The 18,430-nt window shown below is 55.9% G+C and carries 15 protein-coding genes; 12 read left to right on the forward strand and 3 right to left on the reverse strand.

Going from position 1 to position 18,430, the window contains the following annotated elements:
- Nucleotides 1–95 precede the first annotated feature (95 nt).
- Genes Tam1G_RS02040 through Tam1G_RS02050 form a run of 3 tightly spaced genes read left to right on the forward strand, consistent with a single transcriptional unit; the run spans nucleotide 96 to nucleotide 3,441 of the window.
- On the forward strand, nucleotides 96–1,061 hold the full coding sequence (locus tag Tam1G_RS02040; protein WP_051917325.1) for an NAD kinase: 966 nt from the start codon (nucleotides 96–98) through the stop codon (nucleotides 1,059–1,061).
- Nucleotides 1,061–2,797, forward strand: coding sequence for a DNA repair protein RecN (recN, locus tag Tam1G_RS02045; protein WP_033890332.1), 1,737 nt, complete (start codon nucleotides 1,061–1,063; stop codon nucleotides 2,795–2,797). The genes Tam1G_RS02040 and recN overlap by 1 nt, the downstream gene beginning before the upstream one ends.
- Nucleotides 2,794–3,441, forward strand: coding sequence for an HAD family hydrolase (locus Tam1G_RS02050; RefSeq protein WP_033890334.1), 648 nt, complete (start codon nucleotides 2,794–2,796; stop codon nucleotides 3,439–3,441). Before recN ends, Tam1G_RS02050 begins: the two co-directional genes overlap by 4 nt.
- Before the next feature lie 86 nt (nucleotides 3,442–3,527).
- Here Tam1G_RS02050 and Tam1G_RS02055 read toward each other — a convergent pair whose 3' ends face one another.
- The gene (locus Tam1G_RS02055; RefSeq protein ID WP_081889994.1) at nucleotides 3,528–4,148 is read right to left on the reverse strand and encodes a GNAT family N-acetyltransferase; all 621 of its coding nucleotides are present in this window, start codon (nucleotides 4,146–4,148) and stop codon (nucleotides 3,528–3,530) included.
- 246 nt (nucleotides 4,149–4,394) lie between these two features.
- On the opposite strand from Tam1G_RS02055, the gene Tam1G_RS02060 reads away from it, so the two are divergent.
- From Tam1G_RS02060 to Tam1G_RS02075, 4 genes are all read left to right on the forward strand, one after another.
- Nucleotides 4,395–4,778 carry a GntR family transcriptional regulator gene (locus Tam1G_RS02060; protein WP_101625266.1) on the forward strand — a complete coding sequence of 128 codons (384 nt, stop codon included), beginning with the start codon at nucleotides 4,395–4,397 and terminating at the stop codon, nucleotides 4,776–4,778.
- Nucleotides 4,775–5,707, forward strand: a complete 933-nt coding sequence (locus Tam1G_RS02065; RefSeq protein WP_101625267.1) for an ABC transporter ATP-binding protein — start codon at nucleotides 4,775–4,777, stop codon at nucleotides 5,705–5,707. The genes Tam1G_RS02060 and Tam1G_RS02065 overlap by 4 nt, the downstream gene beginning before the upstream one ends.
- A 137-nt stretch (nucleotides 5,708–5,844) precedes the next feature.
- Entirely contained in the window at nucleotides 5,845–6,423 is a 579-nt protein-coding gene (locus tag Tam1G_RS02070) for an ABC-2 transporter permease (RefSeq protein ID WP_242689604.1), read from the forward strand.
- Nucleotides 6,423–7,142, forward strand: a complete 720-nt coding sequence (locus Tam1G_RS02075; RefSeq protein WP_101625269.1) for an ABC-2 transporter permease — start codon at nucleotides 6,423–6,425, stop codon at nucleotides 7,140–7,142. The genes Tam1G_RS02070 and Tam1G_RS02075 overlap by 1 nt, the downstream gene beginning before the upstream one ends.
- 70 nt (nucleotides 7,143–7,212) lie before the next feature.
- Here Tam1G_RS02075 and Tam1G_RS02080 read toward each other — a convergent pair whose 3' ends face one another.
- Both Tam1G_RS02080 and thrC read right to left on the reverse strand, forming a co-directional pair.
- Entirely contained in the window at nucleotides 7,213–8,931 is a 1,719-nt protein-coding gene (locus Tam1G_RS02080) for an ATP-binding protein (RefSeq protein WP_165781868.1), read from the reverse strand.
- Nucleotides 8,932–9,117: 186 nt separating this feature from the next.
- Nucleotides 9,118–10,608, reverse strand: coding sequence for a threonine synthase (thrC, locus tag Tam1G_RS02085; RefSeq protein WP_101625271.1), 1,491 nt, complete (start codon nucleotides 10,606–10,608; stop codon nucleotides 9,118–9,120).
- A 242-nt stretch (nucleotides 10,609–10,850) separates the two neighbouring features.
- On the opposite strand from thrC, the gene glyA reads away from it, so the two are divergent.
- The 5 genes from glyA (at nucleotide 10,851) to Tam1G_RS02110 (ending at nucleotide 18,147) form a co-directional block, all read left to right on the forward strand.
- Nucleotides 10,851–12,158, forward strand: coding sequence for a serine hydroxymethyltransferase (glyA, locus tag Tam1G_RS02090; protein ID WP_101625272.1), 1,308 nt, complete (start codon nucleotides 10,851–10,853; stop codon nucleotides 12,156–12,158).
- Nucleotides 12,159–12,290: 132 nt separating this feature from the next.
- Nucleotides 12,291–13,586, forward strand: a complete 1,296-nt coding sequence (locus Tam1G_RS02095; protein ID WP_033890342.1) for a glutamate-5-semialdehyde dehydrogenase — start codon at nucleotides 12,291–12,293, stop codon at nucleotides 13,584–13,586.
- Nucleotides 13,583–14,131, forward strand: coding sequence for a hypothetical protein (locus Tam1G_RS02100; RefSeq protein ID WP_033890343.1), 549 nt, complete (start codon nucleotides 13,583–13,585; stop codon nucleotides 14,129–14,131). The genes Tam1G_RS02095 and Tam1G_RS02100 overlap by 4 nt, the downstream gene beginning before the upstream one ends.
- Nucleotides 14,128–14,853 carry a nicotinate-nucleotide adenylyltransferase gene (nadD, locus tag Tam1G_RS02105; protein ID WP_033890344.1) on the forward strand — a complete coding sequence of 242 codons (726 nt, stop codon included), beginning with the start codon at nucleotides 14,128–14,130 and terminating at the stop codon, nucleotides 14,851–14,853. Before Tam1G_RS02100 ends, nadD begins: the two co-directional genes overlap by 4 nt.
- A 147-nt stretch (nucleotides 14,854–15,000) precedes the next feature.
- The gene (locus Tam1G_RS02110; protein ID WP_423220505.1) at nucleotides 15,001–18,147 is read left to right on the forward strand and encodes a UPF0182 family membrane protein; all 3,147 of its coding nucleotides are present in this window, start codon (nucleotides 15,001–15,003) and stop codon (nucleotides 18,145–18,147) included.
- The last annotated feature ends 283 nt before the right edge of the window (nucleotides 18,148–18,430 follow it).

Genomic DNA, 18,430 nt, shown 5'->3' on the forward strand with positions numbered 1-18,430 from the left:
CTGAGTATGGAGTGCGATAATCCACTGACGTGTTCGCCGGTTAGGATGGTCACTAGGTGCAGTCGGCGGCTGTGACAATCAGGAGGAGGAAGCCCATGACCAAGCGCAATGCGGTGGTAGTAACGCATACGAGGCTCAGGCAGTCCGGAACCGTGGTATCTGAAGCGGTAAGCCAGCTGCGAGTCGCGGGCTTCGAAGTGACGATTATCGATAACACCGAAGCGCCTGATTTTGGTGTACAGCCAGCCTGTGTTCCCGAGGATACGGAAATCGTTGTGGTGCTTGGGGGCGACGGTACGATTCTGCGCGCCGCCGAACTGGTGCATTGCACTCAGGTGCCGATTTTGGGCGTCAACATGGGGCATGTGGGTTTCTTGGCCGAATTCGAAAGCTTCCAGATTGACGAAGCGATTCGTAGGGTGGCTGAACACGACTATTCCATCGATGAACGCATGATTGCCCATGTGGATGTGTGGCTGCCTGGTGCCACCGAACCCATTGAGGATTGGGCGCTGAATGACATTACTTTGGAGCGCGCCGACCGCGGCAAAATGGTTGAGCTTTCCATCCGCGTGGATGATGTGGAAATGAATTCCTTCGGCGCGGACGGCGTTATCGTTTCCACTCCCACTGGTTCCACGGCATATGCGTTTTCCGCAGGTGGTCCGGTGATTTGGCCGAACGTCAAGGCGTTGCAATTGATTCCGTTGGCTGCGCACGCGCTGTTCGCCCGACCTCTGATTATCGGTTCAGGTTCCACGTTTACTATTGATATTCTGGATGAATCCATGTCCGAAGGCTGGATTTGCTGCGATGGGCGCAGACAACGGGCGCTGCCGCAAGGTACGCGCATCATGGTGCGTGAATCCCGCGATACGCTGCGACTGGCGCGACTTTCCGGTGTTCCGTTTACGAATCGTCTCGTTTCCAAGTTTGATTTGCCAGTGGTTGGCTGGCGTGAACATGCCAGGGCCGAAGCTAGCGGTCGGCCGGTGATTCATGGGCATGATTCGATGACTGCTGCAGATGAATCCAATACGCCGGGCGAGGTGAAAGCCTGATGCTGGAAGAGCTTGATATCCGCAATCTTGGGCCGATTCACGAGGCCACCATTGCTCCGGCTCCAGGCATGACCGCCATCACCGGTGAAACCGGAGCCGGCAAATCCATGCTGCTGTCTGCGCTTAGTCTGATTTCCGGTGGGCCGGCCGATGCCGGCCGTGTCACCACAGGAGCGGATGAGGCCTGGACTCAGGGCATTTTCGCTGTACATGATGATGCCTCTGCCGCGAGCATTGCGCATGAGGCCGGTGTCGACGCAGAAGATGGCGAATTATTTCTCTCTCGCACCGTTAAGGCGGCAGGCCGCTCGCGTGCTGTTCTGGGCGGCAAAAGCGTGCCCAAATCCGTGCTCGCCAGTGTGGCTGGCGAGCTCGTAACCATTCACGGACAAGCCGAGCAGTTGAAAATCGCATCCGCTGCGCGCCAACGTGAATTCTTGGATAGGGCTGCCGGCGACGATGCCGAACTCGATGCTTATCGTGCAGCATGGCGGGCGCTCGCTGACTTAGACGAGAAACTTGCGCGCTTGCGCTCGCAGGAATCGTCGGCTCGTCAACGTGCCGACTATCTGCGCGAATCGGTGGAACATATCAACGAAATCGATCCTCATCCGGGAGAGGATGAAGATCTCAAGGCGAAGCGCGATCGTATTGAAAACGCAGCTGATATTGCGGAAGGCGTCTCTCGTGCACTCGCTGCGTTGGACTCCTCGCAGTTGGAATTTGATTCTTCTTCCGATAGTGCAAGTGCTTCGGATCTGCTACTGCAGGCGGCTCAGGCTTTGCGTGGCATTCATGCGTCGGGTGATTTCAACGAGCTTGCCGATCGGCTTGAATCATTGAACGCTGAATTGCAGGATGTGGTGTTCACCTTGTCCGGTCATTTGGACGAGGACTTTGGCGATGCCGACTTGGATACGTTGAATGCGCGGATTCATGAGTTGGGGGAGTTGACCCGCCGTTGGGGTCCTACTTTGACCGATGTTATTGCTTGGCGGGATAAGGCTGCTTTTGAGATTGAAGACCTGGATGCTTCTCCTGAGAAGCTTGCCGAGCTTGAATCTCAGCGCGCGGATTTGCATCATAAGGCCGTTGCGGCAGCGGATGTGTTAAGCCACGTTAGAGCGGTCGCGGCTGCGCAATTGGCTCATCGGGTCACCTCGGAATTGGAATCGTTGGCTATGGCGGGCGCATCGTTGGAAATTCAGGTTTCCAGGCGGGATGCTTTGGATGCCAACGGCGGTGACGATATCGCATTCCTGTTTACTCCGTATGAGGGTTCTCCGCAGTTGCCGATGGGCAAAAGCGCGTCGGGCGGCGAGTTGAGCCGCTTGATGCTTGCCTTGGAGCTGTCTGCGGCGGATATGCATGACGGACAATCGAATCATGATGGGGCCGACGCAAACTCTGATATGACGTTCATTTTTGATGAAGTCGATGCCGGCGTTGGAGGCAAGGCTGCAGCTGAACTGGGCAAGCGTCTAGCTCGTCTGGCGCGTACTTCGCAGGTGATTGTGGTGACGCATTTGGCACAGGTGGCTTCTTGGGCAGACAGCCAGTTTGTGGTCACCAAGATTCCACCGGATGCTGATGACGATGCTGTGGGAGTCGTGACCACGGTGGATGAGGTCGCCGATGATGCTCGCGTGCATGAAATCGCGCGTATGCTCTCCGGATCCGAATCCGAAGCCTCTCTCGATCACGCCCGCGAACTGCTGAAGGAGTCAGTGCTGTGAGTAAAGCCGCCATCTTCGACCTTGACGGCACCTTACTCGATTCGATGGGTGTCTGGAATCAGATAGACATTGATTTTCTTGGTCGCCGTGGTATTGCCGTGCCGGCCGACTATATGACTACTGTGGCATCGATGCAGTTTCGGGAAATCGCTGAATACACTATTGCAAGATTCGATTTGCCGGATACACCTGAACAGTTGCTGGCTGAATGGGATGAGATGGCTCGCATCGCCTATGGCACCACGGTTCAAGCTAAGCCAGGAGCGGTGGAATATTTACGTGAGCTTAAGGCTGTCGGCGTGCGTTTAGGCGTTGCGACTACGCTGATGCCGCAGTTGCGTACCGCGGCTCTTGACCACTTGGGTATGAGCAAGTACTTTGATGTGATCGTTTCCGTGGATGATGCCGGGGGAGTTGGCAAATCCGAGCCAGATGTATATCTGTTTGCTGCCAGACGACTTGGGGTAAAACCGGAGGATTGCACGGTGTTCGAGGATTTGCTAGTGGCGATTCGCTCCGCCAAGTCGGCTGGCATGCAGGCTTGGGCCATGTATGACGATTCTTCGGCAGCCGACTGGCCGGAAATCACGCGCGTCGCCGATGGCGCGCTTCATGATTTTCATGACGCGCCGCGTTTGCATTAGCGGATCATGTTCTGGCTCCCCTCGCTGAGGGGGCTGTCAGCGTAGCTGACTGAGGGGAGTCAAAACATGCTGCGTCTCGACCTTAGTTAGAAAATCGACTGCAAATCAGCGCTGCGATTCGACTTGAACCGCTGACGTTCCAGCTCCTCGCCCTCCTGGCGTTCGGCCTTTTCGGATGCAATACGCTTCAGCAATGTGGCAGTCGGGGCGCGGTAAATGACTTCGTCGTATACACGACCATCACGCTCCACGACCTCAGCCTTACGCTCGACTTCCTTAAAGCCGAGAGACTCAACCATGTGCCGCGCACGAAGGTTGAACGACCAGACTTTCACGGTAATGGTTTTCGCTTTGAGTTGATTGGCGGCGAGCTGAATACCGAGTTTCATGGCCTGATTGCCATAGCCAAGACCCTGGAAATACGGGCCGATGAGAATGCCCATCGTAGCGTCGCGATCCGGATCTTCACAATTCCATGCGGCGATGTGACCGATGGGCATGCCACCTGGATCCAATACGGTCCGACCGAACCGGTGGCTGTCGTCGGTGTCGCTCCATCCGTGGAACTGGGCATCCACCCGTTCTCGCGGAAGGGTGTCAGTGGTGACCCTGCATCCATCCGCAACGGATGCATCATTCCACCAAGCTTCAAGGTATGGGTAATCATTTGGCTCTGTAGTGCGCAAGGTAACAACGTTGTTTGGCATAGCAAGCCCCTTTCCAGTGCCATTGTATGCATGCCTTATGTTTCGACTCGTAGACGGAAAGTTCTTCTGCTGCATTGTTTATCAAGTGTTCACACATTGCCTTGCAAGAAATATTCATGCCGTCAAACAGAGCTGTTGTACTGTTATGTAACACACCTTGACAGTTGGCGATAACAGTTATACTGTGATGTATAACAGCTAAACAGCTGCGAGCGCTATAACGGAAAATAATCGAAAGGGGCATAGGTGAAACTGATCATCTCATCCGTGTCCGGTGAACCTATCTACGAGCAAATCAAGAACCAGATTCGTGCGAGTGTGTTGAACGGCGAACTCAAAGCGGGGGAGGCGCTGCCTTCCTTGCGCAAGCTGGCCAAGGAACTGCGCATTTCCGTGCTCACTGTCACCAGGGCGTACAACGAGTTGGCCGATGAGGGTGTGGTGCAGAATATCCAGGGCAAAGGCACGTTCGTGATGGACAAAGGCAATGAGTTGATGCGTAATCAGCTTGAGGCCCAGGCCCGTACGAGCCTTGCCGAAGCCGTCTGCGCGGCCAAGGCCGCCGACATCCCGCTTGCCGATTTGGAAACGATGCTCGCCAAGGAATACCAAAAGGACGTGGCATCATGACCGCTGCAATAGATCAACCACCGATGGCATTGTCCATCACCGGCGCAACCAAGCATTACGATTCCGGTTTCACGCTGGACGACATCACTTTCGACTTGCCGGCCGGCTACATTATGGGCCTTATCGGGCCGAATGGTGCCGGCAAATCCACGCTGATTAAGCTGATTCTGAACATGATTCACCGTGATGCCGGTGAAATACATGTGTTGGGCCTCGATAATATCGCCGACGAAGAAACCGTCAAAGAAAATCTCGGTGTGGTCTTCGACTCCAGCTATTTCATCGAAATGTGGACGGTGAACAAGGTCGAGCAGGCTATGGCGCCGATGTACCTCGCGTGGGACCATACCGCGTTCGACGGTTATCTCAAACGCTTCGGTTTGGACCGCAAAAAGCGTGTGAAGGAGCTTTCCCGTGGCATGCAGATGAAGCTCATGCTTGCTGTGGCGCTGAGTCACGATGCCAAACTGTTGGTGCTCGACGAGCCCACGAGCGGCCTCGATGTACTTGCCCGCGACGAACTCATGGATATCCTCCAGAACTACATTGCGGATGGGGAACGTAGCGTACTCTTCTCCACGCACATCACCGCCGACCTCGAGCGGGCCGCCGACTTCATCACCTACATCACGCGAGGCAAGCTTTATTTCACTGGCCCCAAGGATGAATTCGAGGAATCCTTCCGTCTGGTCAAAGGAGGGCCGAAAGATCTCTCGCCTGATGTCAAGGGTGTAGCGGTCGGCATCCACCGCTATGAGACCGGCTTCGACGCGCTCGTGCGCGCCGAAGACCTCGGCAAAATCGCAGGGCTCAAAGCCGAAGACGGGCGGCATGGGATGGTGCCGCTCACTGTCGAACCGGCCTCCATCGACGACATCATCCGTTTGACTAATGCGGGTGACGCTGCTCATGGGATGGAGATGGCATGATGGCTGGGGTGGCGCGTGCTTTTGGATTGGATGTGCGGCGGATTACTTCGCAGGGTGTATTTTCGATACTGGCTCTGCTCATAGGGTTCCCCGTGGCAATAATACTGATCGGAAGTATCTCAGGCGGTGTCAGTTATATGCCTGGAGCCGCTATCGGTGGTGTCTCAGCCATGCTGGCCTTGCTGCCGCTCAACACGTTCACGTTTGAACAGCAGGGGCAGAACAACTGGATGAACGGCATTATTCCGGTTCGTCGTGTTCATCAGGTGATTGGCCGGTATCTCGTGATTGGCGCATGTGTACTGGTATTGGCATTGGAGGTTGCGGTTTGCGTGGGTGCCGGCATGCTATTTGAGTCCGGAATGATTCAGTTTTCAGCGCTGGCAATATCTGTGCTGACTGCGATTGTGATGTATGCACTGTTCGAATCGGTGATGATTCCCCTGTGCTACCGGTTCACTTATCAGAAGGCGTTGTTGACGATGATGCTCATCTGCATTGGGCTCGGTGCGGCGATAGCTGTTGTATTCGCATTGCTCGCCAAGCTGGCTCCAGCTTCTATTGATGCTCTCATCTCATGGGCGGTGTCGTCGATCGAGGCCATATCTGGTGCAGGTGTGATTTGGCCGGCTCTGTGCGGAGTGGTTCTGGCGTCCGTCGCTATGGCTGCCTCACTTGCCATGTCGCTGCGCATTTATCTCGCGAAGGAGTTCTGATGGTATCCGCGTCGAGCAAGAACATTCACCTGCATGCCGAGCGTATTGCTTTGCGTATGGATTTCGCTGCTCTTACCGGCAATTCCGCGGTGACGAACGTTATCGCATTCCTGGCACCGCTGGCATTTACCGCGTTCACCTGGCAATCGGGGCCGGATGAATCAGGTCTGCCGCTTACGGTTATGGCATATCTGACCGTTATGTACTGGGTCGCGTCTATCGCCGTATTGTTCCAATTTAATAGTGATAATCAGTTGGCCTCGGCTCGAATGATTGGTGTGATGCCGGTGTCCCGCTGCACGCAGGTCAATATGCGCTACTGCTCCGCGGGTGTGCTGTTCCTGATTTGCTTTGCGGAACTCGGCATCGAAATCGCACTGTCCAGACTGTGGTTCGGTATCGGCTTGAGTGCGCTCGCCACGGTCGTACCGCTCGCCATGTTCGCTTTCTTAGTGTTGGCCGCCATAGTGATTCCAGTGTTCTACTCCTGCGGTGATTTCGTCAAGGCCTATTCAAGGCTGTTCACCGGTGCGATAACCCTGTTCTTCGCCGCGCAGATCATCCTGCTACTGTTGCCTGCCGGTCTGCGCTCGCAGGTGCTGGCCACGTCAATTACGTTGTCACCAATCGGCTGGATTGTGATCGCGGTCATCGCAATCCTGTCTTTGATTGTCTCCTACCGCATTTCCTTACGCATCTGGAGTGCCAAAGAACTGTAGAGCACACGCAGCGCAATTGATGTTGAAGAGTCCGGCGCTTTCTTTATGAGAAGCGCCGGATGCCTTGCGTTTATGCGGTTTTCAGCCGATACGATTGTTTGGGGCTCCTTGCCGGCTGTGTACGTTCGATAATGCCTTTGTCGAGCATTTTGCGTAATTGGTAGGTGACAGTTGATCGAGGGGCTCCTGTGTCTTTTACCAACTCGGGTGTTTGCACTACTCCTCGCTCCATCAACAGTCGAATCAATGTTTCCTCCAAAGTCGATTCGCCGCTGCTTGCAAAGGCTTTGGCTTGAACGTTGAGAATGCGCGCATAGGCCTCATCCAATCCGGGAACGCCTTTTGCGTATCTGTCGTACATCTCCTGGTCTGATAATTCGACGCCATGAACGGCGCTTTGCGGGAAGGGGATGATCTTCGGTCGGGGCGTGGTTGCCGACTCTCTGGGGGATGAACCTTGTTTGGCGCTGTAATCAACATCAGGGCGATCCGACCATTTTGCATATCTTGGGTCTCTGCGACTGTCCGGCAGCTGGGAAGTATCTGCCGAGCGGAAGGTGACGCAGAATGTATTCAACGTACTGTAGATTTCCGGCTCGCCGTTGCCATTATCTTGCAACAGATGATTAATGAGGCTGTAGCCGGTGCCGCGATTCTCTGCCACCATGCCGCCGTGAAACGGGGTACATTCAAGTAATTTGGCGAGCGTCTGGTTGCGCGTGGATGTGGCTCCGGGGCTGCTGAGAGACTGTAGGGTCACGTCGCCATAAAGCCCACCTGGATTGAGTATCTCCAATCGGTCCTTGTACATATTGACCTGAATTTGCCCTCCCTGCGCCATTGGGGAGTAATCGCGATGCATGATGGCGTTGACCACGGCTTCGCGCACTGCATCCTCAGGGTATTCGTAAGTATCTTTGCGGAACGGGCCGTCCAATACGCCGCCAATTCGCATGTTCTTCCGTACCGAGTTCAGAACGTTATCGAGAATTTCTGGAATTGGACCGTCAAACGAACAGTTGTCTATGAACTTTACTCCGCCGGCGAACACCTTGTCGTATCCCGGATAGCAAGTGAACGTGATATTTACTCGCGGCATGAATTGCTGAGGATAATTGCCGGCGACCAGCAGACCTGCCACGGTTGGTCGGAGTGTACCAGTGCTGTCAGCTTTGACTATCCCCAACGATTGAAGAGCTTCTTCATCGGAGAGATTGCCAAAGATGCGTGGACTTTGCTTACGGCGTGCGGCAAGAATGGACTGTAGCAGGTCGGGGAGGAGATCACTGATAGTGGCTTCTTCCACCAATGCCCGGTCATGTGTGGGTTGTGCACGGTTTTCCAACAGTCGGTCGATTTCGTAATGGCTGAGCTTGCGGTCACCATCCCATACTCGGATAAATGAGCCGCTGTATTGTCCTCGAGTGCGAACGTAACAAGGTTTGCTGAGCGGATCGGCCTCGTCGATAACCGCAATAACAACAGCGGAATCATGATATGTTGCTATGTCAATGAGCGGTTGCAGCGGCGGAGTGATTTTATCCCGGCACATTTGCGCTAGTGCTTCTGCGATAGGCTTTGCTTGGAAACCCTGGACGGGGGAGAAGTCGTCGTGCTCTGAAATGCCGAGAATAATAGTGCCGCCTGTGCCATTGGCGAATGCGGAAATGGTTTCGGCGAGGGATACGGGTAATCCTCCCACGGCCTCCTTGATCTCAATGGATTGTGTATCCGATTGTGCCGAGCGCAGCGGATTCAGTAAAGCGTCGATTTCCTCTTCCGTCCACATGCGTGCCTCCATCATCGGATACCCGTGCATACTAATATCATCATATCAAACATATCAAACAAATTAATATGTTTGATATGATGATATCGCTTTAATCGGATTGTCGGGCGTAATACAACTGAGGGGAGTCCGGCAACATGCCTAGACTCCCCTCGATCAACTCCGTTAAGAAAGTTGAGTTTCAACTCACAGCGATTCGGCGGCGTTGGCTACGAAGCGTTCCATGCCGTCGATTGGAACGACCGTATCGAAACGCACGTCGGCGTTCTCCAGTCCGCGCAAGGCAGCCGGGGCAGTGGTACCGGTTTCGCGGGCCAACACATCCATGCATTCGAAATCGGTGCCAGTGGCGTCGAAGCCCAGAGCCTCGTTCACCACGCGCGGGAACTTGTACGGGCTCGCGGTGGATAGAATCACACGCGGGGTCAGCGGGTCGCGCGGCATCTGCTGGGCCACGAAGTATGCGCATGCGGTGTGCGGGTCAATCACGTAGTGGTTCTTGTTCCAGCAGTCGGCGATCATCTCACGCACCTGATCTTCATTGGCCCAACCGCAGCCGAACAGCTGACGGATCTTGGCCAACAGTGGCTCCGGAATCTCATACGTGCCCCAGTTCTTGAGGTCGTTCATCAGCATGGCGATCAGGCGAGTATCGCCCTCGGAGAAGTAGTAGAGCATGCGCTCCAGGTTCGAGGAAATGAGAATATCCATCGAAGGGGAGATGGTCTGGAAGAACGGGCGCTGGCGGTTGTAGGTGCCGGTGGTCAGGAACTCGAACAGCACGTTGTTCTTGTCGGAAGCCACTACCAGATGCTTGACCGGCAGGCCGAGCATCTTGGCATAGTAACCGGCAAGAATATCGCCGAAGTTGCCGGTCGGCACTACGAATTCCACTTCATCGCCAACATTGATTACCTGATCGGCGAGCAGCTGAGCGTATGCGGAGAAGTAGTAGACCACCTGAGGTACCAAGCGGCCCACGTTGATGGAATTGGCTGAGGAGAGCACCACATGCGAATCCTTGGCGAGGCGCTCAGCCAAGACCTTATCGCCGAAGATGCGTTTGACTGCAGACTGGGCATCGTCGAAGTTGCCTTCCACGGCAGCTACATTCACATTGGCGCCGGCTTGCGTGGTCATCTGCAGTTCCTGTACCTGGCTCACCTTGCCCTCCGGGTAGAAGACGGTGATGGCGGTGCCCGGAGCGTCAGCGAAACCGGCCAGTGCGGCCTTGCCTGTATCGCCGGAAGTGGCGGTGAGAATCATGATCTTCTCGTCTTTGTCGCCATCGGCCGGTGTGGTATGCGCCATGAAACGCGGCAGAATTTGCAGGGCCACGTCCTTGAACGCGGAGGTCGGGCCATTGAACAGCTCAAGAATGTAATCTTCGCCCAGAGGCTTCAACGGGGTGATGCGCTCATCGGACCACTGTGAGCCATAGGCGTCAGTGATGCACTGGGCAAGCTCTTCGGCGGTGAAGTCCGGCAGTAGTGCGCCGAGCACATCGGCGGCGATCTCTTGATAGGTCTTGCCGGCCAAGTCGGCGATATCCACCTTGGTCTTGCCCAAATCGTCCGAGACGAACAGGCCGCCGTCATCGGCGATACCTTTACGAATCGCCTGCTTGGCGGTCAGCGAATCGGTGGTGCTGCGAGTGGAATGGAAGGTGGTAGCCACGGTAATCCTTTGAATCTTAGGGCCGGAAAGTATTTAAAAATCTTCTTTAGTCTACCGTGCACTATAGGCAGTCAGCGGTTTCCATCTCGTTTATCAGGCGTGGCACAGGTTCCAAGCGTTTCATAGAAAAGTCCAAGTGGTGAGACATGCCACAACTAGCAGGAAACAGTACCGCTACAAAAGTTCAATACAGTGCAACACGAACGGCAAACCAGTCGTTATCCACACCTTAAGGAGCACAGATGACCGCTTCATCCCATGCACAAACCGCAACCGACGCTTTCAACGCTCCCATCAGCGCTGCAGATCCGGAAATCGCCGAGCTGCTTGATTCCGAACTTCGCCGCCAGCAGGGCGGTCTTGAAATGATCGCCTCCGAAAACTTCGTGCCGCGCGCGGTATTGCAGTGCCAGGGCTCTGTGCTCACCAACAAGTACGCCGAAGGCTATCCGGGCCGTCGCTACTACGGTGGCTGCGAATTCGTCGACCAGATCGAAACCATCGCCCGTGAACGCGCCAAGAAGCTGTTCGGCGCCGAATACGCCAACGTGCAGCCCCACTCCGGCGCACAGGCCAACGCAGCCGTTTATCAGGCGCTCGTCGAGCCCGGCGACACTGTGCTCGGCTTGGCGCTTGACCACGGCGGCCACCTGACCCACGGTATGAAGATTAACTTCTCCGGCAAGTTCTACCATGCCGAAGCCTATGGCGTGAACCCGGAGACCTTCCGCATCGACCCAGAGATCATCCGCCAGCGCGCACTTGAAGTGCACCCGGCCATGATCATCGGTGGCTGGTCCGCCTACCCGCGCATTGAAGACTTCAAGGCTATGAAGGAGATCGCCGACGAGGTCGGTGCCAAGTTCTGGGTTGATATGGCCCACTTCGCCGGTCTGGTGGCCGCTGGTCTGCACCCGAGCCCGGTGCCGTACGCCGACGTGGTTTCCTCCACCGCTCACAAGACGCTCGGCGGCCCGCGCTCCGGTTTCATCCTGGCCAAGCAGGAGTACGCCAAGAAGCTCAACTCCTCCGTGTTCCCGGGCCAGCAGGGCGGTCCGCTTATGCATGTGGTGGCCGGCAAGGCCGTGAGCTTCAAGGTGGCTGGCACCCCGGAGTTCAAGGATCGTATGCAGCGCACCCTCGACGGCGCCAAGATTCTCGCCGACCGTCTGATGGCCGACGACGTCAAGGCCAACGGCATTTCCGTGCTGACCGGTGGCACCGACGTGCACCTGGTGATGGTCGACCTGCGCAACTCCGAGATGGACGGCAAGCAGGGCGAGGACCTGCTCGCTCAGTGCGGCATCACCATCAACCGCAACACCGTGCCGTTCGACCCACGCCCGGCCTCGGTCGCTTCCGGCCTGCGCATCGGTACCTCCGCATTGGCCACCCGTGGCTTCGGGCCGAAGGAATACGAGGAGGTCGCCGACATCATCGGTACTGCTCTCGCAGCCGGCCCGTCCGCAGACGTGGAGACCCTGAAGGCTCGCGTGGACAAGCTCGTTGAGGACTTCCCGCTCTACCCGGACCTCGACCAGATTCACTGATCGGCACGTTGGGTCTTGAGTCTATGACTCAGCTGCAATAACTCACTGGCTCCCTGAAAGGGGAGCCTTTTCTATGCCTAAAACCGAGCCGAAACAAGCGGTGTGCCGCATTGTGAGCTACCCTTATCTGTTATGAGCGAAGCACTGAGTCCTGAAGTATTCGATGCCGTGTGCGAGCAAGCCGATCGGGCGGCGCGCGCACAGGAAAAACTTGCTCGGGCAAACACCGTGGTTAAGAACGATTTGTTACTGGCTATCGCTGATGCGCTGGATGAGCATGCCGATGATATTGAGGCGGCCAACAGCCTTGACATGCTTGAAGCCAAGGAAGGCGGCATGGACGCCGGTAAGCTTGACCGTCTGCTTTTCAACGTACCACGCGTGGCAGCTGCAGCGCAGGGTGTGCGTCATGTGGCCACATTACCTGACCCAGTGGGGGAAATCGTTCGTGGCTACAATCTGCCCAATGGTCTGCGCCTGACGCAATCTCGTGTGCCACTTGGCGTCATCGGCATGATTTACGAGGCGCGTCCAAACGTCACCGTGGACGTTGCCAGCCTATGCCTGAAATCCGGAAACGCCGCGATTCTGCGTGGCGGTCACGCCGCAGAACGTACCAACGCGGCAACGCTCAATGTAATCGCGCCGGTGCTTGAAGCGCACGGTTTTGATGCTGCACTCGTGCAGTCGGTTGATCAGTACGGGCGCCCGGGCGCCACTGCCATGATGGAAGCGCGCGGCCATATCGATGTATTGGTGCCACGCGGCGGTGCAGGCCTCATCCAAGCTGTCGTGCGTAATTCCAAAGTGCCGGTTATCGAAACCGGTGCTGGCAACGTGCACATTTACATCGATAAATCCGGCGATCTCGCCAAAGCCATACCGATTATTTTGAATGCGAAGACCCAGCGCGTTGGCGTATGCAACGCCGCCGAAAAACTGTTGATTCATAAGGATGTGGCTGCCGATTTTCTGCCGACCATTGCCGAATCCTTGGCCCAAGCAAACGTCGTGCTGCAAGCGGACACCATCTCCTATGACATTATTCAAGGCGCAGCCATCGAGGGCATCGATCTCAACCATGCCACAGAAGAGGACTGGGACACCGAATACTTGGCGTTGAAGATGGGCGTCAAAGTGGTGGACAGTCTTGATGAAGCCATCGTCCATATCAACCAGCACTCCACCGGCCACACTGAATCCATCATTGCTGAGGATTATGAAGCCATCGAAACGTTCACGAAGCGTATAGACTCAGCAGTAGTGATGGTCAACGCTTCCACACGATTCACGGATGGCGGCGTGTTCGGCTTTGGTGCCGAACTGGGCATCTCCACGCAGAAGATGCACGCTCGTGGACCGATGGGACTGCGTGAAATGACCACAACCAAATGGATTGGATACGGAACAGGACAGGTGCGCGCATGAGCGAAAACGTTGAGACCAACACCGTAGAGCCTCAAGACCCGAAAATCGGCCTCAAAATCGCCGCTGAACGATTGAGCATTGTCCGCTATGTCTTCCTCGTGCAGATTGAGGATGGCATTGCATCCGCAGCACAGCGCGCCTCATTGGAGTATGCGGATGCTGTACTCATCGGCTGGCCGGAGACCGATTCTTCCGAGGTCGTTGATTTGACTGACGCTCAGTTGAAAGTCGTGCGCGAGCACATGGAACTGATGGAAGGGTATATTTCCAAGTTCAGCCAGATGGAGCACGATGGCGATATTGACGGCATGACCGACACGCTGATTCGCATCACCGAGCGTGTGGCTGAAGTTCGCCGCCTGTACCAGCCGGAATTCCCGCTGCCAACCTTCGCGGAAATCCGCCGTGTGGTGCAGGACGAGTGGGATGAGGATATGGGCAAGATTGACCCTCAGGAGAACGATCCCACCGCTGATGAGATGGAGCAGGAAACCGAATTCGCAGACGGTCAGGGTGATGAGGCTAATGAAGGCGGGCAGGCATGAGTGCGAGTGAGCCCGCGGAACTTGTGGCCATCTCCCAAGAGGAGACCGGTCGCCGCATGTCTGATTTATCCGGTCAATCCGGTGTGAATGGGCACGGCAAAGGTCGGCTTTCCGCACGCGGCAACTGGCACACGCGCCTGCGTATTGGCATCATGGGCGGCACATTTGACCCGATTCACAATGGGCACTTGGTTGCAGCCTCCGAAGTCGCGTGGGTGTATGACTTAGATGAAGTGATTTTCGTGCCCACCGGTCGGCCGGTCTTCAAATTGGATAAGCACGTCACCAATGCGGAAGACCGTTACCTGATGACGGTGATTGCCACGGCTTCCAATCCAAAGTTCACGGTCTCCCGCGTGGATATCGACCGCCCAGGCGTCACCTACACCATTGATACGTTGAAGGACATTCGCGCCCAACACCCGGATGCCGAGCTGTTCTTCATCACCGGCGCTGATGCCGTTGCAGAGATTATGCAGTGGAAAGACGCTGAGAAAATGTGGGACTTGGCGCACTTCGTGGCAGTTACACGCCCCGGCTACTCTTCTCCGGAAGGCGTAAAACTGCCGGAAGGCAAAGTGGATACGTTGGAAATTCCGGCCTTGGCCATCTCCTCGACCGATGTGCGCCGTCGAGCCGAGCACAATGAGCCGGTATGGTATTTGGTGCCGGATGGCGTAGTGCAATACATCGGCAAACACGGCCTCTACTCGCGCAGTTGATTATTGCCTGTGCGCTAGCGGCATAATGTCCGTTCGCGGCCTGTCTGTACGCTGGAAGGCATGTCTTTTAATGATCCTTTCTCCGTATTCTTCGGCAATGGCGGCGGCGATAATCATGCGCGCAACCAGTCGAACAACGATGATCCGATTATTCTCAACGTCGAGGCTGATGGGGATGGCCCCGCTTCCGGCAACAATACGCGCGGTTCCGGCACTGGGCGTCCACCGTTTGGCGGTCCTGCCCATCCTCGCCTGACGCGAAACGCTGCCTCTTCGCACAACAATCGCGGCACCAAGATCATGCTCGGCATTGTGCTGGCGCTGATCATTGTTGTCAGCCTGTTCTTCGCGCTGTCTCGATTCATCACCGATTTGATGTGGTATGGCCAGCTCGGTTTCCAATCCGTGGTCTGGGTGCAGCTCGGCGTCAAAGTCGGCCTATGGGTGGCCTATGCACTGCTTATGGCTTTGACCGGTTTCACTGCCGCATGGCTGGCCATCCGCGCACGCCCTGATTCGGCAGACGGCTCCACCATCCGCATCAACGGCGACGTGGTGGAAGTCGGCAAATCCTTCAGCTCCAAAACCGCACGCCGTGTGGCCGTGGTGATATCGCTGATTGTCGGTGCAATCTTCGGTGCACAGTTCAATGCGAACTGGAGCGAGATTTTGCTCATGTTCCATGCGCAAAGCTTCGGCGTCAATGATCCGCAATTCGGTCTTGATAATGGTTTCTACGTTTTCGTGCTCCCCGGCTTGAAGCTGGTGCTGGCAGCTGTTTCCATGCTGCTCGGCGTGGGACTGGTTTTCTCGCTGATTACCCATGTGCTGATGGGCGGCATCCGCATCACCATGCCGGTGAACGGCCGCGGCCTGTTCTCCATCACCAAGCGTGCACGCCGTCAGCTCGGTATTTGGTTGATTCTCAACATGCTGGCTTGGGCAGTTCGTCAGGTGTTCAGCGTCTTTGACCAGCTCACTGTGCAAGGCTCACGTATTACCGGTGCTTCGTATACCGCCGTGCATGCGAACATCCCGGTCACTATTATCATGGCTGCGATTACCGCGATTCTTGGCGTAGTGCTTGGTATCTGGTTGATGCGCTCACATGCGTTGGAAGGCCCAGCGTCGCTGGGTGTTCGTGCCTCCGCTGCATTGAAGGCTTGGCGAGTGCCGGTCATCTCCATTGCTGTCACTGTAGTAGTGGCAATGGTGCTTTCCGTGGCATGGCCAGCGCTGCTGCAGCGTTTCCGTGTGAATCCGAACGCGCAGGAAATGGAATCCACTTATATTCAGCGCAATATCGACGCCACTCGTGCCGCCTACGGATTGGATAAGCTCAAGACCGAGAACTACAAGGTCACCAGCAAGGGCGAACAGGGTGCGCTCGCCAAGGAGGCGGACACCACCGCGCAGATTCGTCTCTTGGATCCGCAGGTTGTGAGCCCCACGTTCAAGCAGCTGCAGCAGTCCAAGCAGTACTACACCTTCGCAGACACGCTTGCCGTCGATAAGTATGAGGTGGATGGAGTCTCCCAGGATACGGTGATTGCCGCCCGCGAGCTCGACTTGGACGGCAACGACAACCGCAACTGGGTCAACGACCACACCGTGTACACGCACGGTTACGGTGTGGTGGCCGCCTACGGTAACAAGGTGACCGCCGATGGCCAGCCGGAATTCTTCGAATCCGGCATTCCGACTCAGGGCAAGCTCACTGAATCCCAGAAGTATGAGCCGCGTATCTACTTCTCCCCGAACACCACGGAGTACTCCATTGTGGGTGCCCCAAGCGGTACCCAACCGTGGGAGTTCGATTACCCGACTGGTTCCGAAGGTGCATTGACCACGTTTAAGGGCAACGGTGGTCCTTCGGTGGGCAATCTGTTGTCGCGATTGCTGTATGCGATTCGATTCGGTTCCGATCAGATCTTGTTCTCCGACCGTGTGACCTCCGCCTCGCAGATTCTCTATGATCGTTCCCCGAAGGAGCGCGTGGCCAAGGTGGCTCCATATCTGACGCTCGACGGTCGTGTTTACCCCGCGGTGGTCGACGGTCGTGTTAAGTGGATCGTAGATGGCTACACCACCTCTGACGCCTATCCATACTCGCAGATGACCAATCTCGGTACCGCCACCCAGGATTCCACCACGGTCTCCTCCTCTACGGTGTCTTCGCTGGGCTCACAGCAGGCCAACTATATCCGCAACTCGGTTAAGGCTACCGTTGACGCCTATGACGGTTCCGTGGACCTCTACGTTTGGGATACCTCTGACCCGGTGATTAAGGCATGGGAACAGATCTTCCCCGGCCAGTACCACCAGCTGAGCGATATTTCCGGCGACCTGATGAGCCACATGCGTTACCCGGAAAGCTTGTTCAAGGTGCAGCGCGAACTGCTCTCCAAGTACCATGTGACTTCTGCCAGCCAGTACTATTCCGGTGAGGATTTCTGGCAGACGCCGGTCGACCCCACCGAATCCCAGGCCCAGCAGGATCAGGATATTCTGCAGCCGCCGTATTACTTGACGCTGCAAACCGGTGGCACCAAGGAACCGATCTTCTCCTTGACCTCCACGTATATTCCGGCAGGTCAGTCCACTCGTGAAATCCTGACCGGATTCCTGTCGGTGGATTCCGATGCCGGTAATCAGAAGGGCAAAATCGGGCCCAACTACGGCACCATCCGCCTGCAGGAACTGCCGAAGGATTCCAATGTGCCAGGCCCCGGACAGGCGCAGAACAACTTCAATGCCAACGCCGATGTGTCTAAGGAACTGAACCTGTTGCAGTCCGGTGATACCAAGGTGGTCCGAGGTAATCTCTTGACCTTGCCGCTCGGTGGTGGCTTGGTCTACGTGCAGCCCGTGTACGTGAAATCCTCGGGTGCCACGTCGTTCCCATTGTTGAAGAAGACGTTGGTGGCCTTTGGCGATCAGGTCGGTTTCGCGGATACGTTGGATGAGGCATTGGATCAGGTGTTCGGTGGTGATTCCGGTGCCAGTGCCGGTGATGCCGAGAACGCGAACGGTTCGGATTCCTCGAGCTCATCCAACAAGTCCACGGAATCCAACAAGTCCGAGAATCAAAATGGTTCCAACCAGTCCAATGCCAATGGCTCTGGTGAAGCAAACACTTCGCGCAGCCCTGAACTCCAACAGGCGCTGAATGATGCCGCTCAAGCCATGAAGGACAGTCAGGACGCTATGAAGAATGGCGACTGGACCGCCTACGGTGAGGCGCAGAAGAAGCTCGAAGACGCCATCAACAAGGCCATCGAGCTCGATAAGTAATCCCCTTACAACAAATAACGGCTGTAGGTTCCAACACGAACCCACAGCCGTTATTTGTTTTGGCTTCTCCTCTTATACGGCGTAGTAGCGTTATATGACTCAGCCGCGCCGCTGTGCCTTCTGTAGTTCAGTAGTGTTTCTTCGTGTATGTGGCTCAGTGGTGTTCCTTCGTGTATGTGGCTCAGTGGTGTTCCTTATGTGGCTCAGCGGCATCCCTCCCCGTCATATCCCAGCACAAGAATTTTGGGTAATAACCCCTAATCTCCCGAATTTCTTGCACTGA

Origin of the sequence: Bifidobacterium imperatoris, from assembly GCF_002860405.1 — a bacterium.
Taxonomy (GTDB): domain Bacteria; phylum Actinomycetota; class Actinomycetes; order Actinomycetales; family Bifidobacteriaceae; genus Bifidobacterium; species Bifidobacterium imperatoris.